Raw genomic sequence first — 23,463 nt, forward strand, 5'->3', positions numbered from 1 at the left:
AGTCACCTGATCGGGGTTTTGTTTTAAGCGCTTCGCTTAGTGGGTAACGCGGCTGGTACCGTCGACTGTCGCGATACGAACGCGCTCGCCGACACGGAAAACTTCGTTTTCCTGAACCTGCTGCACATAGGCACGCATGCTGCCGTCGTCTTCGCGAACAGTGATTTCCACACCTTGAGTGCGGGTGAAACCTTCTTCAGTGGCCGAGCCGATCAGGCCACCCGCCACCGCACCGATCACTGCCGCAACAATGCTGCCGCGACCGCCACCGATGGAGCTACCGCCCACACCACCGACCACCGCACCGGCGGCACTGCCGATCGGGGTCTTGGTACCTTCGATTTTCACCGGACGCAATGCTTCGATGGTGCCCATGCGAATCGTCTGTACACGACGCGCTTCGTCACGGGAGTAAGAGTCACCGGTCAGGCTGGATTGGCAGCCACCGAGCAACATCGCCATCGTGGTGAAAGAAGCAACCAGCAGAACAGACTTACGCATAGCATCAACTCCAAAGGACAGATATTCATTAAACTCCGCAGCTTGACGCCTGTCACGGTATCGACCAGATAAAATTGGTTTCATTCAGCAACAGTACAGGACTGACGTACCTCAGTAGCGTCAACTCCACTATGTGCGCCGCCGGCTAAAGGATTTCCATGGACTACTTCATCATCGCCGTCACCACCGTTGCCGGGCTGTACTTCCACTGGTGGCTGTACGTACGGATCAAACGCTGGATGGACCGCGACCTGGCGTTATCGCTGGCCAATGGCGATGAGCCGAAAAAAGCCTTTATGTTGCGGCAACTGGCCAGCGCTCGGCAGCAGAAAATCAAACGCAAGGATTTGCCGCGCTGGCTTGAAGCCGCCGCGGCAGAATATCCCGATCAGTAGACTGTTTAAGGCGCCAGGCGTTCGCGGGCCCAGTCGCTGCCCTGAAAACGGTAGTTGAGCCGATCATGCAGACGGCTCGGACGGCCCTGCCAGAACTCGATACGCTCCGGCAGCAGGCGATAGCCACCCCAATGCTCGGGGCAATGGGGCTGAGCGTCGCTGAAACGCTGTTCGGTGGTTTTGAGCAACGCTTGCAGCTCATCGCGACCGGCAATCACCTGGCTTTGTGGTGAAGCCCAGGCGCCGATACGGCTGCCCAAGGGGCGCACCTGGTAATACGCATCGGATTCCTGCGGCGTGACCTTGACCACGCGGCCCTCGATGCGCACCTGGCGCTCCAGGGTCGGCCAGAAAAAGGTCATGGCGGCGAATGGACGAACCGCCAGCTGCTGCCCCTTCGCACTCTCGTAGTTGGTGAAGAAGGTAAAGCCCTGCTCATCGAGACCTTTGAGCAGGAGGATGCGGCAATGCGGGCGACCGTCCTGATCGACGGTGGCCAGGGTCATTGCGTTCGCTTCGACCGGTGGCTGTTCGGTTTTCACCGCCTCGGCGAACCACTGATGAAATAGCGCGAAGGGCTCGGCCGGGGCCTGGGCCTCGGTCAAGCCATCGCGGGTGTAGTCGCGACGCATATCAGCCAGACTTTGGGTCATGGCGCTTTCCTTGTGCGTGAATAATCAGTTCTTGACGGGTTCAGCCGCTGCGACTTTCTTCGCTGGCGCGGCGGCTTTGGCCGGGACTGGCTTTTTCGCCGGGGTCGCTTTCTTGGCCGGTTGTTTCTTGGCCGGGGTTTTCTTGGCCACTGCGGCCTTTTTCGCTGGAACGGCTTTTTTCGTTTCAGCGACCGGTTCCACAGGCTTGGCAACCGGCTTGACCTGCTGGACAGCAACCTGGGTCAGTGGGCGCGGCGCTGGCATATTGTATTTGCTCAGCAGCGCGACCATGGTGTCTTGCGGCGTCAGCATGATTTCCACCCGGCGGTTCAAGGCACGCCCTTCAACACTGTCGTTGGCCGCACGTGGCGCTTCCGAGCCCATGCCACGCAGCATCAGGCGGTCACGTTGCAAGCCGCTGAGACGGAAGATCGCGGCGATCGACTGCGCACGCTCCTGGCTCAGTTTCAGGTTCGCTGGAGCGGCGCCCGAGGTATCAGCGTGGCCGAGTACCAGCACCGAGGTTCTCGGGTCGACTTCGAGGATCTTCGCCACCCGGGTGAACGGCCCCAGGGTGATTGGCAACAGCATGGCCGGGCGATCCGGGTTGAACGAACTATCGGCCGGCGCCGTCACTACCAGCACGTTTTCACGGCGCTCAAGTTGCAGGTTGCTGTCCTTGATGGCTACACGCAGGCGCGGCTCATAGTCATCCAGCCAGGCTTGAGTGACTTTTGGATCGGGCATCGGCACGACTGTCTTGGCCGGGGGCTGATCCTTGCCACCGAACGGCCACCACCAATTTTTTCCTGCATCGGCATTGGCTTTAGCGACTGTTGCCGGCGCGGCGGGTTTGACTTCAGGCTTGGCCTCGACTTTGGTTTCGGCCTTTTTAACCACCTCGTCGGCGGTAAACGGCCACCACCAATTGCTGGTGCTTTCAGCCTTGGCGACCGGGGCCGAGACCGGGGCCGGGGCCGGGGCCGGGGTCGCCGGTTTGACTGGCTCAGGAGCCGGCTGTTTGCTGGCGACTTTGTCGGATGAGCCGAATTGCCACCAGCTTTGACCGCCTTCAGCATCTTTCTGCGGGGTTTGTGCGCAACCGGTGATTGCCAGGCAAAGCGCCAGGCCGAGATATTTATTCGATGACATTAGATAGTCCACAAAAATGAGATGAAGAAAAATCGGGCACCAGGCCCCGCATAAACTGACGCTTTGAAAGCAGAAAAACCGCCGGGTTCCGCCCAGGGATTTTTCCGCGGCATTTGCGAATCCTTGTCGATCAACCGCCCATTACAGGCAGCCGGCCAACACTCGCACCAGCTGTTGTGCCCGCGGGTCCATCAGGACGTACGGGCCCAGGGTATTGGTTACAAAGCCGAAGGCCACGTCGTACTCCGGGTCGGCAAAGCCGATGGAACCGCCGGCACCCGGATGGCCAAACGCCCGAGGGCCGAGGCCGTAGGTCGCGTTGGCGACATCTGGCTGATCGAGCATGCAACCCAGACCGAAGCGGGTCTGGGTCAACAAGGTCTTGTCCGGCCCGATGCTGTGTTCACGGGTCAGCTCATCGAGCATTTCGGCCTCCAGCAGGCTGCCGTCGAGCAATCCGCTGTAGAACCCCGCCAGGCTGCGGGCATTGCCGTGGCCATTGGCCGCCGGTTGCTGCATACGCCGCCATTCAGGCTTGTTGGTGCTGGTCATGATCGACGGCGGGTTGGTAAACGCCCGGGTAGTCATGGCCGTCGGCTCGCGCATGGTCACTTGCAGTAAACGCTGTGCCGCGGCGTCGCCGACATTGCCCTTGCCGCGAGCGATATGCGCGACACGATGGAACTCTTCGTCTGCCAGGCCCACATGAAAATCGAGTCCCAATGGTCGCGCAATCCGCGCCACGATCGACTCTCCCGGACCGCGGCGGTCGGCGCGGCGCAACAATTCGCCGACCAGCCAGCCGTAAGTGATCGCCGCATAACCGTGACCTTCGCCAGGTGTCCACCAAGGCGACTCAGCGGCCAGGGCGTCGACCATGGTTTGCCAGTCGTAAAGCGCTTCGGGCGCCAGCAGCTCACGCAACGCCGGCAAACCGGCCTGATGACAGAGCAACTGGCGCAAGGTGACTGATTCCTTGCCGGCGGCAGCAAACTCGGGCCAGTAACGGGCAACCGGCGCATCGAGTTGCAACTTGCCTTCGGCCACCAGTTGCAGGGCCGTGACGGCGGTAAAGGGCTTGGTGCAGGAGAACAGGTTGGCGATAGTATCGCTGTGCCAGGCCTCGGTACCGTCCTTGTCTGCCGTGCCGGCCCAGAGGTCGACGACGGTTTCTCCGCCGATCTGAATACACAACGCGGCGCCGCGTTCCTGGGGATCATCGAAGAGTGCCGCAAAGGCTTCGCGCACTGCTTCGAATTTGAGTTCGTAATGACCCTGAATCTGCACCCACACCTCTCCGACAAACACCCTACAAAGTTATGTATTGTTCCAGCCCTTGAGGGTTTTGGGAACCGACTTGGGCTGGGCGGTCGCACTTATACGGGTCGGATCCGAAATCTTCGGTGCCGGTCAGGACGCTTTCGTCGGAGCGCCGCACGGAGCAAGCTCGCTCCCACAACGGCCGCGCTGTACCTGTGGGAGCGAGCTTGCTCGCGAAGAACGATGACGATCAGCCTTTAGTGGCCATTCGCCGAATGCCCACCGGCCTGTCCGCCCTGCCCCGCGCCCTTGCCCGGGTTGCCTTGCTTGCCACCTTCATCCTTGTGGGTCGCGATTTTATCGGCAGCGGCCTTGGCCTGCTCGGTTTCTTTGCCCAGTTGATCGACCGCCTGCAGGTTGCTCTTGCGCACGCTGTCGACAAAGCCCTGGAACGGCACGTCGGTAATACCCACCAGACCAAAGTGGCCGTTTTCGCCATCCCGCAGACGACCGGTCACCGGTTGATCGAGGTACTGGAACCAATGCACGCCGACAATCTGCGGCTCGGCCAGCGCTTGCTTGATGAAGTTGGCGTAGGCCGGGCCACGATCCTCCTCCTTCGCCACTTCGGTGCCGCCGGCCCAGAACGGCCCACGATCCCGAGAGCCGAAGTTGAACTCGGTGATCAAGACCGGCTTGTCCAGCTCGCGCAAGCGGGTGAAGTCATAACCATCCTGCGGTTTGAGCGTGTACATGTTGAAGCTCACTACGTCGCAATACTGCGCGCAGGATTCGACCGCTTCAGGGGTACTGACGGCAAATCGACCGCCCAGTAACAGGTGGTTCGGCGCATGCCATTTCAGCGAGTCGGAAATGGTTTTGAAGTAGGTATCGGCGAAGACTTTCTGGAAGTATTTGAAGTCGGCTTCGATTTCCGGATATTCCGCGCTTGGCAGCGGCGGCTCGAAACCCGGGTCTTCCATCAGTTCCCAGGCTGGCAGGTCGATACCCCAGGCCTTCGACAGACCTGCCTGGTTGCGATATTTGTCGCGCAGCTGCTTGAGGAATGCACGCTTGGCGGGGACGTCGGTGGTCATCCGCAACGTGCCGTAAGCCAACGCGTAACGGGCCTTCGGATCATCCCCGGGGCCGGCCCAGGCCAGCTCGTTATCGGCGAAATAGCCGATCACCCAGGGATCATCCCGATGATCGCGGGTGGCGATGGCGACGGCGCGCTCGGTGGCCATGGCAAACCGCGGATCAAATGGGTCAGGCATGCCACCCCACCAGTCGATGCCGGTACTGATGCTGGTGTAGTCGCCAACAATCGACAACGGTAAGGTGTACGGTACCCGACCCTTGAGGCCCAGCGCCGGCTCGCTCCAGTTGCCGATGGTGTTGAAACCCCAGGCTTGCAGGCGATCAAGGTTGTGGCCGGTCCAGCGCTTTTCGTCGAAGACTGGCGCGGCGCAAGGTGCAGACGCCGGTGTGTCGGCGAGCTTCTCGACCTGCGCCTCATTGGCATCGGCCTGGGCTGGCGCTGCTACTCCAGCCTGGGTTTCGCTGGTCGGTGCACAAGGCTGACCGTAGGTCCGCTGCAGGTTAGCACCATAGAAGTCATACCATTTGCCGGCGTTGAAGCCGCGGCCCTTGTCGACGCCGTTGCCACCGCGGTTGTCACCCTCGCCGTAATAGCTGGCCAATGGCTCATCGGCCTTGGGCAGCGCGCCGAACATCCATTCACGACCGGCGACATAGGTCTGGTTGGTATCGGCGCTGACCGCGTTGACCCCCAGGGAATAGAACGGGTGACCTTGCGGGGTCACCAGATACCAACGCCCGTCACGCTTTTGCGTGCGAAAGAAACCGCTCGCCTCGAAGGCCGGGCCCTTGTTCCAGCCACCGTAGGTGTCCAGGGATGTGTGTTCACGCTCGGCAAGCCAGGTTTTCAGCTGTTGCTGTTCCTTGCCGGCGGCGCTTTTGAGCTGCTCATCGGTGGCGACTTTCTCCGGCCATTTGGCCCGAGTGGATTGACCATAGGCATCGACCAGCGAGCTGTAAGCAGCCTTCTCCACGGATTCACCGTCCTGCACGCCAAAGCGCTCGAGCATGATGCTTTGGGCAACTTTTGGCTGGTCCATCGACAGCGTGACCGACACCACCTGGCTGCGATCCAGCTCACCGCTGCTGCTGGCGAGCAAAACCCGTTGACCCTCAACCGTCATCGGCATCGGTGGCCCGGCTTTCATGCCCTGGCTCAGAGGCGAACTGGCCTGCAATGGCACTAACAGGGTCTGGACCGGCCCGGCTGGCAGGTCGATGCGGCTGACCAGGGTCTTGCCATCGTTACTCTGAATGGTCACGTAAAGGGTCAGCGGCCAGTTCATCGCGCTCTGGATCCGCAGACTCATGGCTCCCGACTGCGACCAGTCCCAGGCACCGGATCGCGGCGTCAGGCGCAGGTTCGGCCGGGTTGCCGGGTTGAAGGTCACCCGACGCAACACTTCGCCTTCGGCCGTTTGCTCGGCGTTGGATTGCGGCAGGCTGGCATCTTCAGTCGCCACCTGAACCACATCGGCGGGGCGGACAAAATTGAACAGCGTCTGTTGTCCGGCAGGCGCAGCCAGCAGCGGAGCGGCGAACAACAGAGCAAAAACGGCGGGCAACGAACGGCGAATCATAGGAACGAGGTTCTCTCTAACGACCAGTTAACGGCCTGGGGAAAATCGGTGATAGGAGATAGACAACGTGGTGGGCGATTTTCGCCCACCGTGTCTCAAGAAATTTCCCGGCGAAAGGGCGGCAGCGCATTGAGAATGGCTTTGCCGTAACGTTGCGTGACCAGGCGCCGGTCAAGCAAGGTGATGGTGCCGCGGTCCTCCTCGGTGCGCAGCAGCCGGCCACAGGCCTGGACCAGCTTCAGCGAGGCGTCCGGTACGGAGATTTCCATGAACGGATTACCGCCGCGGGCCTCGATCCATTCGGCCAGCGCCGCTTCGACGGGATCATCCGGCACCGAGAACGGAATCTTGGCGATCACCACGTGCTCGCAATAGGCGCCGGGCAAATCCACGCCTTCGGCAAAACTGGCCAGACCGAACAGCACGCTGGATTCGCCGCTATCAACCCGCGCCTTGTGCTTGTTCAGGGTTTCCTGTTTCGACAGGTTGCCTTGAATGAACACCTGTTTGCGCCAGTCGCGATCCAGGCCATCGAACACGTCCTGCATCTGTTTGCGCGAGGAGAACAGCACCAGGGTACCGCGCGAACCTTCGACCAATGACGGCAGATCGCGGATGATCGCCGCCGTATGCGCCGGGGCATCCCGAGGGTCGGCGCGCAGGTCCGGGACCCGCAGCACACCGGCGTCGGCGTGATGGAAGGGGCTTGGCACCACCGCCGTCACGGCTTTTTTCGGCAGGCCGGCGCGCATGCGGAAGCGGTCGAAGGTACCGAGCGCGGTCAAGGTGGCCGAGGTCACCAGCGCGCCGTAGGCGACATTCCACAGGTTGCGCCGGAGCATTTCTGCCGCAAGGATCGGGCTGGCATTGACTTCGATATCGAACAGCGAGCCACTTTCAGCCAGGGTCAGCCAGCGGGCCATCGGCGGGTTGTCTTCCGGGTCTTCGGCGGTGAATGCGGTCCACAGCTCCCAATTGCCCTGGGAGCGGGAAAGCAGGCTACCGAACAACGGGTACCACTCTTCTGCCTGATTGCTGGCGATGCCAATGTTGACCTCGCCATCCATGCCTTCCTTGAGCAGCTCGGTGAGCCGGGTGAAGACGTCGGTCAGGCGCGAAAAACCCTTCTTCAGTTCGATACCCATTTCGCGCATGTGCTCGGGAATTACCCCACCGACGAAACGATGGCGCGGCCGTTCACGGCCTTCCACGTCTTCACCGGGCTTGAAGTCGGCCACTTGCTCACACGCAGTGAACATGAATTGTTGCTGGGTCTTGATCTCCCGCGCCAGCTCAGGAACCTGCTCGATCAGCTTGCCCAGGTCGCCGGGCAGCGGATGCTGGGCCAGCAGTTTGGCGAGATTCTTGGCGGTCTGTTCCAGCCAGTCGGCGGTGGAGCGCAGACGGGTGTAATGGGCGAAATGGCCGATGGCCTTGTCTGGCAGGTGGTGTCCTTCGTCGAACACATAGAGCGTATCGCGCGGGTCCGGCAGTACCGCACCACCGCCCAGCGCCAGGTCGGCCAGGACCATATCGTGGTTGGTGACGATCACGTCGACCTTGCCCATGCCTTCGCGGGCCTTGTAAAAGGCACACTGGCCGAAGTTCGGGCAATGACGGTTGGTGCACTGGCTGTGATCGGTGGTCAGACGCGCCCAGTCCTGATCCTCGAGGGCGGTGGACCAACTGTCGCGGTCGCCGTCCCACTTATTCCCGGCGAGCTTTTCGATCATGCTGGTAAACAACTTCAGACTGGTCTCGTCGACCTCGATCTTGAAGCCTTCTTCCTCGAAAAGCTGCGCCGTGGCGGTGTTCGCATGGCCTTCCTGCAACAACATGTCGAGCTTGGACAGGCACATGTAGCGCCCACGGCCCTTGGCCAGGGCGAAGGTGAAGTTCAAGCCGCTGTTACGCATCAGGTCGGGCAAATCCTTGTAAACGATCTGCTCCTGCAATGCGACGGTCGCGGTGGCAATCACCAGGCGTTTGCCGGCGGCCTTGGCGGTCGGAATCGCCGCCAGACTGTAGGCCACGGTTTTCCCGGTACCGGTGCCGGCTTCCACCGCCACTACCGCGGGGTCGCCACTGCGCCGGCCTTCGTCATCGGTAGCGATGTCACCTAGGACTTTGGCCACTTCGGCGATCATCAACCGCTGGCCGTAACGCGGCTTGAGGCTCTTGGCTTCGAGAAAACGCGAATAAGCGCCCTGGATCTGGGATTTGAGTTCGTTGCTGATCATGGTCTTCGGGCGCGAGAAACGCTGGATAAATTTTCAGTGGTTCGAATCGGTCGCTATCATAACCCGCTAATTCATCCCGCGCAGAACGGAGTACCCGAATGACCCCCTTTAGCCTTGCTTACACCCTGCATGTACTGGCGGCCCTGGTCTGGGTCGGCGGTATGTTTTTCGCCTGGCTGGTCCTGCGCCCGGCCGCTATGGCAGCACTCGAAGGTCCGGCACGGCTGAAGCTGTGGGTAGAAGTGTTTCAACGTTTTTTTGTGTGGGTTTGGGTCGCTGTGGTGCTTTTGCCGATCAGTGGTGTTGGCCTGATCCATTTACGCTTCAACGGTTTTGAAACCGCGCCGCGTTATGTGCAGGTGATGATGGGATTGTATGTGGTGATGACTGCGCTGTTTATCCGTATTTCGGCATTGCAACTGCCGGAGCTGAGGATAGCGGTGCTGGCCGAGGATTGGCCGAACGGAGCGGCGACCCTGGGGAAGATCCGGCGCTTGGTGGGGATCAATCTGATTATCGGGTTGCTGCTGGTGGCGGTGGCTTCGGCAAGGCCGATGTTTTGATTTAGATCTTAAGAGCTTCGCGGGCAAGCCCGCTCCCACATAGGTAGTGCGCGAACCTTGTGGGAGCGGGCTTGCCCGCGAAAGCGGTGTGTCAGGCACCAAACATCTCGGAAACAGCTTACAACCGCTGCACTGTCACCGATCCTGCCTCACCGGCAGATCCTGGCTGGCCTTCAACGCCAGGGCGTCCGCTCTTGCCGCCATCGGCGCGGTAAACGAAGCAACCTTTGGACTTGCCGCCCGCGCCTGGCTTGCCGGCCGCTCCTGCCACCCCTCCGGTGCCACCGTCGACCCGGACGTTAAGCTGCGCAGCCGGATAGTCTTTTGGCAATTGCAGCCGAACTTGCGCACCGGCGGCGCCGGGATGGCCATCACCACCATTGTCACCGTCGGCACCACGACCGGCCTGGCCCCAGGCGCAACCCGGTGCCTGACCGTTGGCGCCATCCAGCCCCGCATAACCTGGCGCACCCGCACCACCGCGGGCATCCACCGAAAGCTCGGGAGCATTCAGCGAGTTGATCCGCAGATTGAGGTTACGCCCCGGCCTGGCCGCCTTGAAGTAAGTGCCGGGCGCACCGCGCGAGGTGATCTGGCTGCCGCTGCCCAATTGAGCATGGCTGACGTTCAATTGCAGGCTTTGCTCGGCGGGCACTATGGCGATCCGCGCTTCATGGCCCAGATGCAGTTCGCCGACAGTCACTTCGGTCACATTGGAAGGAATCAGCAGGGTGCCATAATCGGCGACTTCCAGGCGCTCCAGTTGCAGGACACTGGTGGTGTTCGGCAAACGCAGCAACGAATTGGTTTCGACCGTTACCACCTGGGCATAGGCCAAAGGGCTGCACAAAGCGGCCAGCAGACAGAGATTACGCATGCTTGCGCTCCGGGATGGTTTGCAGATGGAAAACGCCAGACAGCAGAATCTTCAAGCGATCACGCCAAGGATGGGGGCGGCCTTTGAGGCTGCGATTACACAGTACCAGCTCCAGCAGATGGGTCAGCAACAGCAGGCTGCCGGCAATATTGATCATTAAGTTGAATGGATTTATCAGCGGGCTGAGCAGATTGACCACCACGACTAACCAGAACAGCAAGGTCAACAACTTTCCGAGCCCCCACAACACCTTCATAGCTCACCCGTCGAGAATTGTTCTTTGCATGCACAGTAACGAGTTCCTCGAGGGATTAGCCAGTGGCCAACAAAAAATTCTTCTGCACGCGCTGTTTGGCCGCCGGATCGGCGAGGATCGTCGGTCCGACGGCTGCCAATCAGCGTCCGGCCATCAACTCGGCCCGCCGGTTTAGTGATTAATGCTCCTGTGTTACCGGCCCATGCCGGTTCCACAGGAGTAAAAGACCCGCATCCGCGACCACACAAGCCGCGGGATGCGAGGGGTTTAGCGGTTGATTTGAATTTCCGTGCGACGGTTCATGGCGCGCCCGTCGGCCGTTTTGTTGTCGGCTACCGGCTGGCTCTCACCCGCACCGACCACCGAGACGAAGTTGCTGCGAGGCACTCCCGAGCTGATCAGGTACTCCGTCACCGAGCGTGCACGTTTCTCCGAGAGCCGCTGGTTGTAGGCATCACTGCCGACACTGTCGGTATGACCAGTGACGCGCAGTTGGGCACTCGGCGCTTCTTGTTTCAGACGAGTAGCAATGGTGTCGAGTTTGGCTTTATCCGCTGCTGTGAGCTTCGCCGAGTCGAACTCGAAGTTCACATCACGGATCACGATGGTTTCCTCTTTGACCACCACCACCTCTTCAACGACGACAGGCTCTGGCACTGGAGGGCAACCGTTGGCATCGACCTGCACGCCTCTCGGCGTCCCCGGGCACTTGTCGCGGCTGTCCGGCACGCCATCACCGTCTTCGTCGCCATCGCCATGCACCCAGCAGTAGGCCGCGGCCATACCGGCACCGAACAAGGCACCACCACCTGCCCAGGAGGTGCTCTCGAACGCGCCCAACGCCGCACCACCGAGGCCCCCGACAGCGGCACAGGTCGGCCAGTCGGTTTTCTGCAAACCTGCGCAACCAGTCAACACACTGGTTAGCAGAACCAGGGGTAACGCTATCCGAACTATGCTCATTAACTTTCTCCTGAAAAGACCGGCTGCCAATTCAAGAAGTAAAGACCGCAGTTTTCATCTCCGCCAGCAATCCGTCATCTGCGATTTTGTCCGGTATTCGCCGCAGATGCCTTCACTTTGTAAAACCTGGTCTAGGCCCGAGCGTTCGAGCGCGCTAGTCTTTGCAGTTCTGATTGAGGATTTTCGATGATCGCAGGTATTTCTTCGCGCACACCCCAGCAAGCCCTCGCCGCTTTGCTCGATCGTTATGCACCGAATCGTCTGCTGTTGATCGGTGCCAGCGACTTCCCGGCACTCGCAGCCTTCAAGCTGGCGCATCCGGACTCCTGTGTGGCGCAAGCCGCACCCGGCCCTCTGCCGGCAGAACTGGCGGCACGCCGCTTCGACCTGGCACTGGTGGTCGACTGCCTCGAACATTTGCCCAAGCGCGAGGGTCTGAACCTGTTAGGCGGGATTCGTAATCTGAATGCCAGCCGTATTGCCGTGCTGGCGGATCTTTCGGCCTGTGGCTGGCAGGAGACCGATTTTTTCTCCCTGGCGCTGCAAGCCAGCGAACGCTTCCAGCGTGACGAGCAGGAGCTGACCCTGTTTACCTACGATCTGCTTGACTACAAACAAGTGCCCGACTGGTTGAATGCCCGGTTCTGGGCCAACCCGGAAAACTTCGGCAAGTATTGGTGGTAATGCGATGAGTACCTCGATCTGTCCCTGCGGCAGCGGCAACCTGCTCGATGTCTGCTGCGGCCACTACCATGCGGGCCACCCGGCGCCGTGCGCCGAGTCCTTGATGCGCTCGCGCTACAGCGCTTATGTGCTGGGCCTGGTGGACTATCTGGTGGCGACCACCCTGCCCGCACAGCAGGCTGCCCTGGATCGTCAATCAATCAGTGAGTGGAGTGCCCAAAGCACCTGGCTGGGCCTGGAAGTGGAAAGCTCCGAGGTATTCGGCGGCCAACCCGAACATGCGTTCGTGACGTTTACCGCCCGTTGGCATGATGGCGGTGGTGAACACAGTCACCGCGAACGCTCGTCGTTCGTGCAGAACTGTGGCCATTGGTACTTCATCGATCCCACGGTGCAACTCAAGGCCGGACGCAACGACGCCTGCCCTTGCGCCAGCGGTCAGAAATTCAAGAAGTGCTGCTCGAGCTATTTCGCCAGCTGAGCGTCAACCCAGGCCAGGCCAACACCTGAACACCCGGTTGCTAGACTGGGTATCAAGGAGGTAATGGCATGGTCTCCGATTTTCGAGCATTCAGGACAATCAGCCTGCTCCTGCTGCTGTCATTGGGCGGTTGCGCGTCCTGGTTTATGGACAATGACTGGATCGATCCGCAAGTGCATCTGGTCAAGGTTGAAGTGGTCCGGGCCAAACTCCTGGAGCAGAAGTTTCGCCTGTATTTTCGCGTCGACAACCCCAACGACAGCGACCTGACGGTGCGCGGACTGGAATACCGGATTCACCTGGGGCAAATGCTGCTGACCGAAGGCGAGTACGAAAAGTGGTTCACCGTGAAGCCGAAAAGCAGCGGCTATTTCCAGGTGCCGATCCGCACCAATCTCTGGCCGAAGGTGCGTGAAGTGGTGAAATTGCTGCGAAAACCGCAGCAACCCATCCCTTATCGACTTGAAGGTGAACTGGAAACCGGATTATTCATCGCCTATTACGTGCACCTGAAGCGCATTGGCGAGATAATTCCCGCCGATTTTACTCCGGAGTGACCTCAATGACCCAAGAACCTCATGTCCATGGCCCTGACTGCAACCACGATCATGACCAGCACCAGCACCAGCACCAGCACCATGATCACGACCATGGCCATGTTCACGGCCCCGACTGCGGTCACGCTCACCAGGAGCCCGTGCGCAATGCGTTGAAAGACGTCGGCCGCAACGATCCTTGCCCGTGCGGCAGCAGCAAGAAGTTCAAGAAGTGCCACGGCGCTTGATGCAGTAACGTCCAACAAGCCTCCCCAGCTGGGCTCCAGTGTTCTCGGACACTAACCTCGCTGATGCATCGCCTGTTTAATTGCCATCGCGAGCAAGCTCGCTCCCACATTTTATCTGTGCCGACTATCGATTATCTGATCGGCGCAAATCCAATGTGGGAGCGGCGGTGCGGCGATCCGACTTGCTCCGGGCGGCGTTCCGACGATGCAGGCGCCAAGGTGCGACTGCTTTCCCTCAAATTTCAGCCTTCCTTCAGAATCTGCGCGGTATCAACCACCGTCGCATACTCCCCATTCAGATTCCCCAACGACATCGCATGCACGGCTTCGGCTGTATGCGCATTGCCAAAATAGTCTGCCTTGTCGAAGGTGTAGCAGGCGTCTTCCACTACCCAGGTTTGAAAGCCCAGATTGCCCGCCGTGCGCGCGGTGGACTCGACCGAGTTATGGGTCGCCACGCCGACGATGATCAATTGCTCGATCCCCGCCTCTCTCAAGCCGACCTCCAGCGTCGTTGCGCAAAACGCATCCGGCACCTGTTTCTGGATCACCTGCTCGCCCGGCAATGGCACAAATCGCTGCTGAAACTCGACACCCGACTGCCGCGGCCAGAACACCGAGTCCGGTAAGCGGGACATATGCTGCACATGAATTACCGGCCGCGCCGTGTCACGCCAATGGCCCAGCAACTCGGCTATCCGGTCCTCGGCGTGAGGATTGTTGCGCCGTCCGAGCTTCGGGTGATGAATGCCTTTTTGTTGATCGATCAGAATCAGCGCCGCGTTTGCCTTGAGCTCCATGCCGAATTTACTCCTGCGGTGAGATTGAATTTTCCGCACTTCAACATCACCTATTCCTACTGGCAAGCCATCGAAAGCAAACAGGACGACCTGATGCCAGAGTTTGCTGTCCGTAGCCAAAGACGCATCTCACCTGGAGAACTCCATGATCGACCTGTATTACTGGACCACCCCCAATGGCCACAAAATCTCCCTGTTCCTGGAAGAAGCCGGCCTGCCGTACAAAGTGCACGGGGTAAATATCAGCAACGGCGACCAGTTCAAGCCTGAATTCCTGAAGATTTCTCCGAACAACAGAATCCCGGCCATTGTCGACCAGGAGCCGGTGGATAGTGGCGAGCCGTTGGCGTTGTTCGAATCCGGGGCAATTCTTTTGTACCTCGCGGAAAAAACCGGGAAGTTCCTGCCCAAGGACCTGCGCGGTCGCCAGCAAACCCTGCAATGGCTGTTCTGGCAAATGGGAGGCCTGGGGCCTATGGCCGGGCAGAATCATCACTTCAGCCAATTCGCCCCGGAGAAAATCCCCTACGCGATGAAGCGCTACATCGATGAAACCGCACGATTGTATGGCGTCCTCGACAAGCAACTGGCCGACCGTGACTTTGTCGCCGGGGCCCAATACAGCATCGCCGACATGGCGATCTACCCCTGGATCGTCTCACACAAGTGGCAAAGCCAGAACCTGGAGGACTTCCCCAACCTGCAACGCTGGTTCAATCACATCCTGGATCGCCCGGCGACTGTAAGGGCCTATGCCCTGGCAGCGAAAATCAATCCGCCTAAATCCTGAGTTTTTCGGCGGCCTTGAGATCATTCGCGGGCAAGCCCGCTCCCACAAAAACATCGCAAACCTGTGGGAGCGGGCTTGCCCGCGAAAGCGCTTTAATTGACAAAGACGAAATAACCCTCGCATCCCGCTTGCGCGGCAACCTCCTGCTCACTAACGTAGCGCCTTTATCAGCACTACCCCCGCAGGAGCCTTGCCATGGCCTCGCCAGCCTTCACACATTTTCTTCCCCGGTTCGGCGTTGCCGCTGCAGTGGCCGGTGCTCTGGGCCTGACCGGTTGTCAGACCTGGGACACACAAGACACCGTGCCCCCCACTTCCGGCGTGCAACCGCTCAAAGGGCTGGCACAGAACGTATCGGTGCGGCGCAATGCCATGGGCATGCCGCTGATCGAGAGCAACACGTTCCACGATGCGCTCTTTACCTTGGGTTACGTGCACGCCAGTGATCGCATCACCCAGATGCTCACCATGCGCCTGCTGGCTCAGGGACGTCTGGCCGAGATGTCCGGCGCTGATGTACTGGAAGCCGACCGGTTGATGCGGGCGGTCAATCTGAAGAAAAACGCCAGTGAGCTGTATACCGCCGCTTCGCCCCGCCTCAAGCGCTTCTTCGAGGTCTATGCGCGTGGCGTCAACGCCTACCTGTTCCGCTACCGCGACAAGCTGCCGCCGGACCTCGCCGCCACTGGCTACAAGCCCGAATACTGGAAACCGGAAGATTCGGCGCTGATCTTTTGCCTGCTCAACTTCAGCCAATCGACAAACTTGCAGGAAGAAATCGCCTCGCTGGTACTGGCGCAAAACGTCGGCACCGACAAACTTGCCTGGCTGACTCCGTCCTACCCGGATGAAGCGCTGCCGTTCGCCGAAGCGGAAAAACTCAAGGGTCTTAACCTCAGCGGACAAATCCCGGGCCTGGCTGACCTTGGCAAGGTCACCGAGCAACTTTCCGGGCTGAATCTGCTGAGCGTCGCGGCGTCGAACAACTGGGCCGTTGCACCGCAGCGCAGTCGCAGCGGTAAAAGCCTGCTGGCCAGCGACAGCCATCTGCCGATTGCCGTGCCGTCGTTATGGAACTACGTGCAACTGCGCGCGCCGAAATACCAGGCTGCCGGTGTCTCGGTCGCCGGGATCCCGGCCATCGTCGCCGGTTTCAACGGCAAGGTGGCGTGGAGCATGAGCATGGTCATGGGCGACAACCAGGATCTGTTCCTCGAAAAACTCAAACGCCAGGGCAACGCGCTCTATTACGAAGTCGACGGCAAATGGCAGCCGGCTATCGTTCGTAACGAAACCTACTTTGTCAAAGGCCAGCGGCCGATTCGCGAAGTGGTGTACGAAACCCGCCACGGCCCGCTGCTCAACAGCGCGCTGGGCACCACACTAAGCAGTGGTTACGGACTGGCGCTGCAAACGCCGAACCTCAAGGACGACAAGAGCCTGGATGCTTTCTTCGACCTGTCCCGTGCGCAAAACGTCGAAAAGGCTTCCGACGCCAGCCGCGAGATCCGCGCCATCGCCTTGAACATGGTGTTCGCCGACGCAAACAATATCGGCTGGCAAGTCACCGGTCGCTTCCCCAACCGTCGTGAAGGTGAAGGACTGCTGCCATCCCCGGGCTGGGAAGGTCGCTACGATTGGGACGGTTACGCCGACCCGATGCTGCACCCCTATGATCAGGATCCGGCCCAGGGTTGGCTCGGCACCGCCAACCAGCGGATCATCCCCCACGGCTACGGCATGCAGTTGTCCAACTCCTGGTACTACCCGGAGCGCGGTGAGCGCATCGCTGAACTGGCCGGTGCCGGCAAACACGACACTCGCAGCATGATCGCCATGCAGTACGACCAGACCACCACCTTCGCCGCCAAGCTGAAGAAAATGTTCGAAACCCCGGGTATGTCCCAGCCGCTCAAGCAGGCCATCGAGGCCCTGCCTGAAGCCGAACGAGGCAAGGCCCGCGAAGCCTACAGCCGCTTGATGGCGTTCGACGGCAAACTCAACCCGACTTCGGCAGACGCCGCCATCTATGAGCTGTTCCTGCAGGAAAGCGCCCGGCAGATCTTCCTCGACGAACTGGGCCCGGAATCCAGCCCGGCCTGGAAAGCCTTCGTCGCCAACGGCAACCTGTCCTACTCGGCTCAGGCCGACCACCTGCTCGGCCGCGAAGACAGTCCGTTCTGGGACGACAGCCGCACGCCAAGCAAGGAAGATAAACCAACGATCCTTGCGCGCAGCCTGGCCGCGGCGATGACTGCCGGTAACAGTCAGATGGGTGCCGATCACCGCGCCTGGCAGTGGGGCAAACTGCACCGCTACGAGTGGAAAAACGCCGGTGGCCAGCCCGTGCGCGGTCCACAGCCCGCGGGCGGCGATCACACCACGCTGAATACCGCCGCGTACGCATGGGGCGAGAGTTTCGACACCACATTGATCCCGGCCATGCGTTTTATCGTCGACTTCGGCCAAGCCGAACCGATGATGGGCCTCAACAGCACCGGCCAATCCGGTAACCCGGCCAGCCCGCATTACCTCAACAGTATCGATCCCTGGCTCAAGGGCCAATACATGAGCTTCCCGATGCAGCCGCAGAACTTCGACAAGGTCTATGGCAAGTCGCGATTGACCTTGGTGCCTGGAAAGTAAATCCCGATGATCGTTCCCACGCAAAGTGTGGGAGCGATCATACGCTCCCGCCTGGTGCAGTCATTTGCGTCTGTCCGTTTTCGGGCACGCCATGACAATACCTCTGGAGAAAACAACCTTTTAAAACACTTGTTCGGGACTATGGTTCGGAAATTGCTACCTTCTATGGGTCTTACGCTTTCCAGTAACAATAATTCTGCGCCACAAGCGCTCATATTGGTTTTTAGGATTGAATAATGAAAAAAGCATTGCTGACCCTTTCTGCACTGGCGTTGTGCATGGCAGCCGGTTCCGCGCTGGCCAAGGAATATAAAGAGCTGCGTTTTGGTGTTGACCCTTCCTACGCGCCGTTCGAGTCCAAAGCGGCGGACGGTAGCCTGGTGGGGTTCGATATCGATCTGGGCAATGCGATCTGCGCCGAACTGAAGGTCAAGTGCAAATGGGTCGAAAGCGATTTCGACGGCATGATCCCGGGCCTCAAAGCCAATAAATTCGACGGTGTGATCTCCTCCATGACCGTGACTCCGGCCCGTGAGAAAGTCATCGACTTCTCCAATGAGCTGTTCTCCGGCCCTACCTCCTATGTTTTCAAAAAGGGTTCCGGCCTGAGCACGGACCTTGCCTCGCTCAAAGGCAAAACCGTCGGTTACGAGCAGGGCACCATTCAGGAAGCCTACGCCAAAGCCGTACTGGACAAGGCGGGGGTGAAAACCCAGGCCTATCAGAATCAGGACCAAGTGTACTCCGACCTGACTTCCGGGCGTCTCGATGCCTCGATCCAGGACATGTTGCAAGCCGAACTGGGTTTCCTGAAGTCGCCAAAAGGTGCTGACTACGAAGTGAGCAAGCCGGTCGAAAGCGAACTGCTGCCATCCAAAACTGCTATCGGTATCTCGAAAGGTAACAAAGATCTCAAGGCACTACTCGATAAAGGTATCAAAGCGTTACACGATGATGGCACCTACGCCACCATTCAGAAGAAACACTTTGGCGATCTGAATCTTTACAGCGGGAAATAATCCCTTGGCGCCCACCGAAAACGGTGGGCGTTTTTTCGATTGTCAAAGGCACGACCCATGTTCGAAGACTTGTTACAAACCTTGGGGCTCTCCGCCCTCAGCCTGCAGGGCTTCGGCCCGCTGCTGATGGAAGGCACCTGGATGACCATCCAATTATCGGTGTTGTCGCTACTGGTGAGCGTTCTGCTCGGCCTGATCGGCGCCAGTGCCAAGCTTTCCCCCATCAAGCTGTTGCGAGTTCCGGCCCAGCTCTACACCACGTTGATTCGTGGGGTGCCGGATCTGGTGCTGATGCTGCTGATTTTCTACAGCCTGCAAACCTGGCTGACCACCTTTACCGACTTCATGGAATGGGAATACATCGAGATCAACCCATTCAGCGCCGGGGTGATTACCCTGGGCTTCATTTATGGTGCGTATTTCACCGAGACCTTCCGCGGCGCGATTCTCGCCGTGCCTCGCGGCCAGGTCGAAGCCGCCACCGCCTATGGCCTCAAACGCGGTCAGCGTTTTCGTCTGGTAGTGTTTCCGCAGATGATGCGCTTTGCCCTGCCGGGCATCGGCAATAACTGGATGGTGATGCTCAAGGCCACGGCGCTGGTGTCGATCATCGGTCTGGCCGACCTGGTCAAGGCGGCTCAGGATGCCGGTAAAAGCACTTATCAACTGTTCTACTTTCTGGTACTGGCGGCCCTGATCTACTTGCTGATCACCAGCGCCTCGAACGTTGTCCTGCGCTGGCTCGCACGCCGTTACGCGGCTGGTTCCCGGGAGGCCGTACGATGATCGAACTTCTGCAGGAGTACTGGAGACCCTTCCTCTATAGCGACGGCTACCACATCACCGGCCTGGCCATGACGATGTGGCTGCTCAGCGCCTCGATCTTCATCGGTTTCCTGGTGTCGATCCCGTTGTCCATCGCCCGGGTTTCACCCAAACCCTACATCCGCTGGCCGGTGGAGTTCTACACCTACCTGTTCCGCGGTACCCCGCTCTATATTCAGTTGCTGATCTGCTACACCGGGATCTACAGCCTGGCCGCCGTGCGCTCGCAGCCGGTGCTCGATGCGTTTTTTCGCGACGCGATGAACTGCACCATCCTCGCCTTCGCCCTGAACACCTGCGCCTACACCACGGAGATTTTTGCCGGGGCGATCCGCAGCATGCACCATGGTGAAGTCGAAGCGGCAAAAGCCTATGGCCTGACCGGCTGGAAGTTGTATGCCTATGTGATCATGCCTTCGGCGCTGCGCCGTTCGTTACCGAACTACAGCAACGAAGTGATTCTGATGCTGCATTCGACCACCGTGGCCTTCACCGCGACCATCCCGGATGTACTGAAAGTCGCCCGCGACGCCAACTCGGCGACCTTTTTGACCTTCCAATCGTTCGGCATAGCCGCGCTGATCTACCTGACCGTCACCTTTGCGCTGGTCGGTTTGTTCCGCCTCGCCGAACGCCGATGGCTGGCTTTCCTCGGGCCGACCCACTAGGACCTTCACATGCGCCACCAGATTCATGACCTGCTTGCCCCGCTGCCGGGGACTGCACGACAGATTCACAGTTTCCATTTCGGTCCGCAGCAGGCCGAACGCAAGATCTACATCCAGTCATCCCTGCATGCTGACGAACTGCCCGGCATGCTGGTGGCCTGGCACCTCAAGCTGCGGTTGGCCGAGCTGCAAGCTCAAGGCCGCCTGCGCAGTGAAATCGTACTAGTGCCGGTGGCCAACCCGGTCGGCCTGGAACAGGTGCTGATGGACCTGCCGCTGGGCCGCTACGAGCTGGAAAGCGGGCAAAACTTCAATCGCTGGTTCGTCGACCTCAGTGAAGAGGTCGGTAACGAGATCGAAGGCCAGCTCAAGGATGACCCTAAACATAATCTCCAACTGATCCGCAGCTGTTTGCGCAAGGCTTTGGCCCGGCAAACAGCCAGCACCCAACTGCAATCCCAGCGCCTGACCCTGCAACGACTGGCCTGCGACGCGGACATGGTGCTGGACCTGCATTGCGATTTCGAAGCCGTCGCGCACCTGTACACCACCCCTGAAGCCTGGCCGCAGGTCGAGCCTTTGGCGCGCTACATCGGCGCCGAAGCCAGCCTGCTGGCGACCGATTCGGGCGGACAATCCTTCGATGAATGCTTCACCCTGCTCTGGTGGCAATTGCAACAGCGCTTTGGCGAGCATTTTGAGATTCCGCCGGGCAGTTTTTCGGTCACCGTCGAGCTGCGTGGTCAGGGTGATGTCAATCACGGGCTGGCCAGCCTGGACTGCCAGGCGATCATCGACTATCTGACACAGTACGGTGCCATCGCTGGCGAAACGGCGCCTCTGCCCGAACTGTCCTACCCGGCCACGCCGCTGGCGGGCGTCGAACCGGTGGCAACGTCCGTGGGCGGCCTGCTGGTATTTGCCGCGTTGCCAGGTGAATACCTTGAGGCCGGGCAACTGGTCGCCGAAGTCATCGATCCGATCAACGACAGCGTCACACCCGTTCATTGCAACAACGCCGGGTTGATGTACGCCCGCTCGCTGCGGCGCATGGCCACCGCCGGCATGGTGATCGCCCATGTCGCAGGCACCGAAGCCTATCGCAGCGGCTACCTACTTTCGCCTTGAGGATGCATGCCCCATGTACAAACTGACCATTGAAGGCCTGCATAAGTGTTACGGCGACCATGAAGTGCTCAAAGGTGTTTCGCTCAAGGCCAAAACCGGCGACGTCATCAGCCTGATCGGCGCCAGCGGCTCAGGCAAAAGTACCTTTTTGCGCTGCATCAACTTCCTCGAACAGCCCAACGAATGTGCCATGACCATGGATGACCAGCCGATCCGCCTGATCAAGGACCGGCATGGCATCCGCGTGGCCGACGAGGACGAGTTGCAACGGATCCGCACTCGTTTGGCGATGGTGTTCCAGCACTTCAACCTGTGGAGCCACATGACGGTGCTGGAAAACATCACCATGGCCCCGCGCCGGGTACTGGGTTGCAGCAAGAAAGACGCCGAAGACCGCGCCCGGCGTTATCTCGACAAGGTCGGCCTGGCTGCCCGGGTCGCCGATCAATACCCGGCGTTTCTGTCCGGCGGTCAACAGCAGCGCGTGGCCATCGCCCGGGCTCTGGCGATGGAACCGGAAGTCATGCTGTTCGACGAACCGACCTCGGCCCTTGACCCGGAACTGGTGGGCGAAGTGCTCAAGGTGATCCAGGGTCTGGCCGAAGAAGGCCGGACCATGATCATGGTCACCCACGAAATGAGCTTCGCCCGCAAGGTGTCGAGCCAGGTGCTGTTTCTGCACCAGGGGCTGGTAGAGGAAGAAGGTACGCCGCAGGAGGTGCTGGGCAATCCGAAGAGTGAACGGCTCAGGCAGTTTCTCAGCGGCAACCTGAAATAACTTCCCTCCCTGGATACTCTGTTGCCGGTCACGCCGTTCGCAGTCCATGTAGCAGCTGCCGCAGGCTCGGCAGCTGCTACACACAGCCGGACGCACCTTCGGCAGCTGCTACGGGAGGAATGTGTGGAGCCGGGAACCCGTTGCGTCAAGCTACGGGGGCGGGAGGCGGCTCATCCGGTAGGGTGGGCTCACCAGGTTCGGTCGGTTGTTCGTTCGGGGTATCCGGATCGGGTTGGCCAGGAATGCCGCCCGCCATCGTGACCGACGGATGCGCCAACAAAGACCAGGCCAGCATGCCAACCTGATTGGGCTCGAGTCTTGCCAGTTCGGCACTTATTCGCGGATCGATTTTCATAGGGCACTCCTGAGCGTTGGCCCGGCTCGCATTGCGCGAACCGGAGCAGTACTTTCAATAGAGTATCTGCCCGCTCAAGAATTCCCACTGTTCGTCAGATGTCGGAGTCAGGTACGCGGCAAGGTGACGCCCAGCTGCCCCTGGTACTTGCCACCACGGTCTTTATAGGAGATTTCACACTCTTCGTCGGATTCGAAAAACAGCATCTGCGCCACGCCTTCATTGGCGTAGATCTTCGCCGGCAGCGTGGTGGTGTTGGAGAATTCCAGGGTCACATGACCTTCCCACTCAGGCTCGAGCGGCGTGACGTTGACGATGATGCCGCAGCGCGCGTAGGTGCTTTTACCCAGGCAGATCGTCAGCACATTGCGCGGAATACGGAAAAACTCCACGGTACGGGCCAGGGCGAAGGAGTTCGGCGGAATGATGCACACATCGCTTTTGACGTCGACGAAACTCTTCTCATCGAAGTTCTTCGGATCGACGGTCGCCGAGTTGATGTTGGTGAACACCTTGAATTCATCCGCGCAACGCACGTCGTAGCCGTAGCTCGAGACGCCGTAGGAAATCACCCGGTCAGCGCCTTCGCCGCGCACCTGACGCTCTACAAAGGGCTCGATCATGCCGTGCTCTTGCGCCATGCGGCGAATCCACTTGTCCGATTTGATGCTCATGGCGGGTGTCCTGAATAGCGAGGTGGAAAAATTCTGTCCGGCATCTTACCGGTGCTCGCCGTCGGGTTCAAAGTCTGGGGGGATTTTCTCGTCGATGCCCAGCAATAGTTACAGTACACAGCCATGAGCACCGGACCGTCAGTCACGAAAATAGAGAAACCTTCGCAAAGACCATTGGCACGTTCCGGAAAACGGGTTAAGGTAGCGCCACTGTGCTGCTTGTGTCACTGAGAATCTCTACACGATATGTTGAATTTCGATCCAACCATCTCCAAGAATTTTTCCTGCTC

General features: G+C 59.7%; 25 protein-coding genes. 13 read left to right on the forward strand and 12 right to left on the reverse strand.

Going from position 1 to position 23,463, the window contains the following annotated elements; all coding sequences use genetic code 11:
- Positions 1-36 precede the first annotated feature (36 nt).
- Entirely contained in the window at positions 37-501 is a 465-nt protein-coding gene (locus tag F8N85_RS10835) for a glycine zipper 2TM domain-containing protein (protein WP_150641629.1), read from the reverse strand.
- Positions 502-659: 158 nt separating this feature from the next.
- Between F8N85_RS10835 and F8N85_RS10840 the strand changes: the two genes are divergently transcribed.
- On the forward strand, positions 660-896 hold the full coding sequence (locus F8N85_RS10840) for a hypothetical protein (protein WP_150803619.1): 237 nt from the start codon (positions 660-662) through the stop codon (positions 894-896).
- Positions 897-901: 5 nt separating this feature from the next.
- Here the strand turns inward: F8N85_RS10840 and pdxH are convergent, their stop codons facing one another.
- The 5 genes from pdxH to dinG form a co-directional block, all read right to left on the reverse strand.
- Positions 902-1,549 (reverse strand): pyridoxamine 5'-phosphate oxidase, encoded by a 648-nt coding sequence (pdxH, locus tag F8N85_RS10845; protein WP_150803620.1) that lies wholly within the window; start codon positions 1,547-1,549, stop codon positions 902-904.
- A gap of 24 nt (positions 1,550-1,573) precedes the next feature.
- Positions 1,574-2,701 (reverse strand): OmpA family protein, encoded by a 1,128-nt coding sequence (locus F8N85_RS10850; RefSeq protein ID WP_150803621.1) that lies wholly within the window; start codon positions 2,699-2,701, stop codon positions 1,574-1,576.
- A 141-nt stretch (positions 2,702-2,842) separates the two neighbouring features.
- Positions 2,843-3,988, reverse strand: a complete 1,146-nt coding sequence (locus tag F8N85_RS10855) for a serine hydrolase domain-containing protein (RefSeq protein ID WP_150803622.1) — start codon at positions 3,986-3,988, stop codon at positions 2,843-2,845.
- Positions 3,989-4,218: 230 nt separating this feature from the next.
- Positions 4,219-6,642, reverse strand: a complete 2,424-nt coding sequence (locus F8N85_RS10860; protein WP_150803623.1) for a beta-agarase — start codon at positions 6,640-6,642, stop codon at positions 4,219-4,221.
- A gap of 95 nt (positions 6,643-6,737) precedes the next feature.
- Positions 6,738-8,882 (reverse strand): ATP-dependent DNA helicase DinG, encoded by a 2,145-nt coding sequence (gene dinG, locus F8N85_RS10865; RefSeq protein ID WP_150641636.1) that lies wholly within the window; start codon positions 8,880-8,882, stop codon positions 6,738-6,740.
- Between the two features lie 98 nt (positions 8,883-8,980).
- Here dinG and F8N85_RS10870 point away from each other — a divergent pair, with 98 nt between their 5' ends.
- The gene (locus F8N85_RS10870) at positions 8,981-9,445 is read left to right on the forward strand and encodes a CopD family protein (protein ID WP_150803624.1); all 465 of its coding nucleotides are present in this window, start codon (positions 8,981-8,983) and stop codon (positions 9,443-9,445) included.
- A 118-nt stretch (positions 9,446-9,563) separates the two neighbouring features.
- Here F8N85_RS10870 and F8N85_RS10875 read toward each other — a convergent pair whose 3' ends face one another.
- The 3 genes from F8N85_RS10875 to F8N85_RS10885 all read right to left on the reverse strand — a co-directional run bounded on the left by F8N85_RS10875 (position 9,564) and on the right by F8N85_RS10885 (position 11,541).
- Positions 9,564-10,322: a collagen-like protein gene (locus F8N85_RS10875; protein WP_150803625.1), complete on the reverse strand. Its 759-nt coding sequence runs from the start codon at positions 10,320-10,322 to the stop codon at positions 9,564-9,566.
- Complete coding sequence (locus F8N85_RS10880; RefSeq protein WP_150803626.1) at positions 10,315-10,578, reverse strand: DUF1145 domain-containing protein; 264 nt, start codon at positions 10,576-10,578, stop codon at positions 10,315-10,317. Before F8N85_RS10880 ends, F8N85_RS10875 begins: the two co-directional genes overlap by 8 nt.
- A 267-nt stretch (positions 10,579-10,845) precedes the next feature.
- On the reverse strand, positions 10,846-11,541 hold the full coding sequence (locus F8N85_RS10885) for an OmpA family protein (RefSeq protein ID WP_150803627.1): 696 nt from the start codon (positions 11,539-11,541) through the stop codon (positions 10,846-10,848).
- 186 nt (positions 11,542-11,727) lie between these two features.
- On the opposite strand from F8N85_RS10885, the gene F8N85_RS10890 reads away from it, so the two are divergent.
- The 4 genes from F8N85_RS10890 to F8N85_RS10905 all read left to right on the forward strand — a co-directional run bounded on the left by F8N85_RS10890 (position 11,728) and on the right by F8N85_RS10905 (position 13,490).
- The gene (locus F8N85_RS10890; RefSeq protein WP_150803628.1) at positions 11,728-12,225 is read left to right on the forward strand and encodes a DUF6231 family protein; all 498 of its coding nucleotides are present in this window, start codon (positions 11,728-11,730) and stop codon (positions 12,223-12,225) included.
- Between the two features lie 4 nt (positions 12,226-12,229).
- Positions 12,230-12,706 (forward strand): YchJ family protein, encoded by a 477-nt coding sequence (locus F8N85_RS10895; RefSeq protein ID WP_150803629.1) that lies wholly within the window; start codon positions 12,230-12,232, stop codon positions 12,704-12,706.
- A gap of 68 nt (positions 12,707-12,774) precedes the next feature.
- Positions 12,775-13,263, forward strand: a complete 489-nt coding sequence (locus tag F8N85_RS10900) for an LEA type 2 family protein (protein WP_150803630.1) — start codon at positions 12,775-12,777, stop codon at positions 13,261-13,263.
- A gap of 5 nt (positions 13,264-13,268) precedes the next feature.
- Positions 13,269-13,490: an SEC-C metal-binding domain-containing protein gene (locus F8N85_RS10905; protein WP_150803631.1), complete on the forward strand. Its 222-nt coding sequence runs from the start codon at positions 13,269-13,271 to the stop codon at positions 13,488-13,490.
- 242 nt (positions 13,491-13,732) lie between these two features.
- Here the strand turns inward: F8N85_RS10905 and F8N85_RS10910 are convergent, their stop codons facing one another.
- Positions 13,733-14,290, reverse strand: a complete 558-nt coding sequence (locus F8N85_RS10910; RefSeq protein WP_150803632.1) for a cysteine hydrolase family protein — start codon at positions 14,288-14,290, stop codon at positions 13,733-13,735.
- Between the two features lie 145 nt (positions 14,291-14,435).
- Here F8N85_RS10910 and F8N85_RS10915 point away from each other — a divergent pair, with 145 nt between their 5' ends.
- From F8N85_RS10915 to F8N85_RS10945, 7 genes are all read left to right on the forward strand, one after another.
- Positions 14,436-15,080: a glutathione binding-like protein gene (locus F8N85_RS10915; protein ID WP_150803633.1), complete on the forward strand. Its 645-nt coding sequence runs from the start codon at positions 14,436-14,438 to the stop codon at positions 15,078-15,080.
- 195 nt (positions 15,081-15,275) lie between these two features.
- Complete coding sequence (locus tag F8N85_RS10920; protein WP_150803634.1) at positions 15,276-17,726, forward strand: penicillin acylase family protein; 2,451 nt, start codon at positions 15,276-15,278, stop codon at positions 17,724-17,726.
- 236 nt (positions 17,727-17,962) lie between these two features.
- Positions 17,963-18,745 carry a transporter substrate-binding domain-containing protein gene (locus F8N85_RS10925; RefSeq protein ID WP_150803635.1) on the forward strand — a complete coding sequence of 261 codons (783 nt, stop codon included), beginning with the start codon at positions 17,963-17,965 and terminating at the stop codon, positions 18,743-18,745.
- Positions 18,746-18,802: 57 nt separating this feature from the next.
- Positions 18,803-19,531, forward strand: coding sequence for an ABC transporter permease (locus F8N85_RS10930; protein ID WP_150803636.1), 729 nt, complete (start codon positions 18,803-18,805; stop codon positions 19,529-19,531).
- On the forward strand, positions 19,528-20,238 hold the full coding sequence (locus tag F8N85_RS10935) for an ABC transporter permease (protein WP_150803637.1): 711 nt from the start codon (positions 19,528-19,530) through the stop codon (positions 20,236-20,238). Before F8N85_RS10930 ends, F8N85_RS10935 begins: the two co-directional genes overlap by 4 nt.
- 9 nt (positions 20,239-20,247) lie before the next feature.
- A complete protein-coding gene (locus F8N85_RS10940) occupies positions 20,248-21,366 on the forward strand; it encodes a succinylglutamate desuccinylase/aspartoacylase family protein (RefSeq protein WP_150803638.1) in 1,119 nt (372 codons plus the stop codon).
- A gap of 13 nt (positions 21,367-21,379) precedes the next feature.
- Positions 21,380-22,144, forward strand: coding sequence for an ABC transporter ATP-binding protein (locus F8N85_RS10945; protein ID WP_150803639.1), 765 nt, complete (start codon positions 21,380-21,382; stop codon positions 22,142-22,144).
- A 145-nt stretch (positions 22,145-22,289) separates the two neighbouring features.
- Here F8N85_RS10945 and F8N85_RS10950 read toward each other — a convergent pair whose 3' ends face one another.
- Together F8N85_RS10950 and dcd are read right to left on the reverse strand one after the other, a co-directional pair.
- Positions 22,290-22,499 carry a hypothetical protein gene (locus F8N85_RS10950; RefSeq protein ID WP_150803640.1) on the reverse strand — a complete coding sequence of 70 codons (210 nt, stop codon included), beginning with the start codon at positions 22,497-22,499 and terminating at the stop codon, positions 22,290-22,292.
- Between the two features lie 107 nt (positions 22,500-22,606).
- Complete coding sequence (gene dcd / locus F8N85_RS10955) at positions 22,607-23,173, reverse strand: dCTP deaminase (protein WP_150803641.1); 567 nt, start codon at positions 23,171-23,173, stop codon at positions 22,607-22,609.
- Positions 23,174-23,463 lie beyond the last annotated feature (290 nt).

This window comes from Pseudomonas fluorescens (assembly GCF_902497875.1).
Classification (GTDB): domain Bacteria; phylum Pseudomonadota; class Gammaproteobacteria; order Pseudomonadales; family Pseudomonadaceae; genus Aquipseudomonas; species Aquipseudomonas fluorescens_BR.

Coding starts and splice junctions, on each gene's coding strand:
- F8N85_RS10930 (WP_150803636.1), top strand. CDS start 18,803: ATGTTCGAAGACTTGTTACAAACCTTGGGGCTCTCCGCCCTCAGCCTG.
- F8N85_RS10920 (WP_150803634.1), top strand. CDS start 15,276: ATGGCCTCGCCAGCCTTCACACATTTTCTTCCCCGGTTCGGCGTTGCC.
- pdxH (WP_150803620.1), bottom strand. CDS start 1,549: ATGACCCAAAGTCTGGCTGATATGCGTCGCGACTACACCCGCGATGGC.
- F8N85_RS10850 (WP_150803621.1), bottom strand. CDS start 2,701: ATGTCATCGAATAAATATCTCGGCCTGGCGCTTTGCCTGGCAATCACC.
- F8N85_RS10890 (WP_150803628.1), top strand. CDS start 11,728: ATGATCGCAGGTATTTCTTCGCGCACACCCCAGCAAGCCCTCGCCGCT.
- F8N85_RS10945 (WP_150803639.1), top strand. CDS start 21,380: ATGTACAAACTGACCATTGAAGGCCTGCATAAGTGTTACGGCGACCAT.
- F8N85_RS10950 (WP_150803640.1), bottom strand. CDS start 22,499: ATGAAAATCGATCCGCGAATAAGTGCCGAACTGGCAAGACTCGAGCCC.
- F8N85_RS10940 (WP_150803638.1), top strand. CDS start 20,248: ATGCGCCACCAGATTCATGACCTGCTTGCCCCGCTGCCGGGGACTGCA.
- F8N85_RS10880 (WP_150803626.1), bottom strand. CDS start 10,578: ATGAAGGTGTTGTGGGGGCTCGGAAAGTTGTTGACCTTGCTGTTCTGG.
- F8N85_RS10840 (WP_150803619.1), top strand. CDS start 660: ATGGACTACTTCATCATCGCCGTCACCACCGTTGCCGGGCTGTACTTC.
- F8N85_RS10925 (WP_150803635.1), top strand. CDS start 17,963: ATGAAAAAAGCATTGCTGACCCTTTCTGCACTGGCGTTGTGCATGGCA.
- F8N85_RS10895 (WP_150803629.1), top strand. CDS start 12,230: ATGAGTACCTCGATCTGTCCCTGCGGCAGCGGCAACCTGCTCGATGTC.
- F8N85_RS10935 (WP_150803637.1), top strand. CDS start 19,528: ATGATCGAACTTCTGCAGGAGTACTGGAGACCCTTCCTCTATAGCGAC.
- F8N85_RS10910 (WP_150803632.1), bottom strand. CDS start 14,290: ATGGAGCTCAAGGCAAACGCGGCGCTGATTCTGATCGATCAACAAAAA.
- F8N85_RS10885 (WP_150803627.1), bottom strand. CDS start 11,541: ATGAGCATAGTTCGGATAGCGTTACCCCTGGTTCTGCTAACCAGTGTG.
- F8N85_RS10905 (WP_150803631.1), top strand. CDS start 13,269: ATGACCCAAGAACCTCATGTCCATGGCCCTGACTGCAACCACGATCAT.
- F8N85_RS10875 (WP_150803625.1), bottom strand. CDS start 10,322: ATGCGTAATCTCTGTCTGCTGGCCGCTTTGTGCAGCCCTTTGGCCTAT.
- dcd (WP_150803641.1), bottom strand. CDS start 23,173: ATGAGCATCAAATCGGACAAGTGGATTCGCCGCATGGCGCAAGAGCAC.
- F8N85_RS10900 (WP_150803630.1), top strand. CDS start 12,775: ATGGTCTCCGATTTTCGAGCATTCAGGACAATCAGCCTGCTCCTGCTG.
- F8N85_RS10870 (WP_150803624.1), top strand. CDS start 8,981: ATGACCCCCTTTAGCCTTGCTTACACCCTGCATGTACTGGCGGCCCTG.
- dinG (WP_150641636.1), bottom strand. CDS start 8,882: ATGATCAGCAACGAACTCAAATCCCAGATCCAGGGCGCTTATTCGCGT.
- F8N85_RS10915 (WP_150803633.1), top strand. CDS start 14,436: ATGATCGACCTGTATTACTGGACCACCCCCAATGGCCACAAAATCTCC.
- F8N85_RS10835 (WP_150641629.1), bottom strand. CDS start 501: ATGCGTAAGTCTGTTCTGCTGGTTGCTTCTTTCACCACGATGGCGATG.
- F8N85_RS10860 (WP_150803623.1), bottom strand. CDS start 6,642: ATGATTCGCCGTTCGTTGCCCGCCGTTTTTGCTCTGTTGTTCGCCGCT.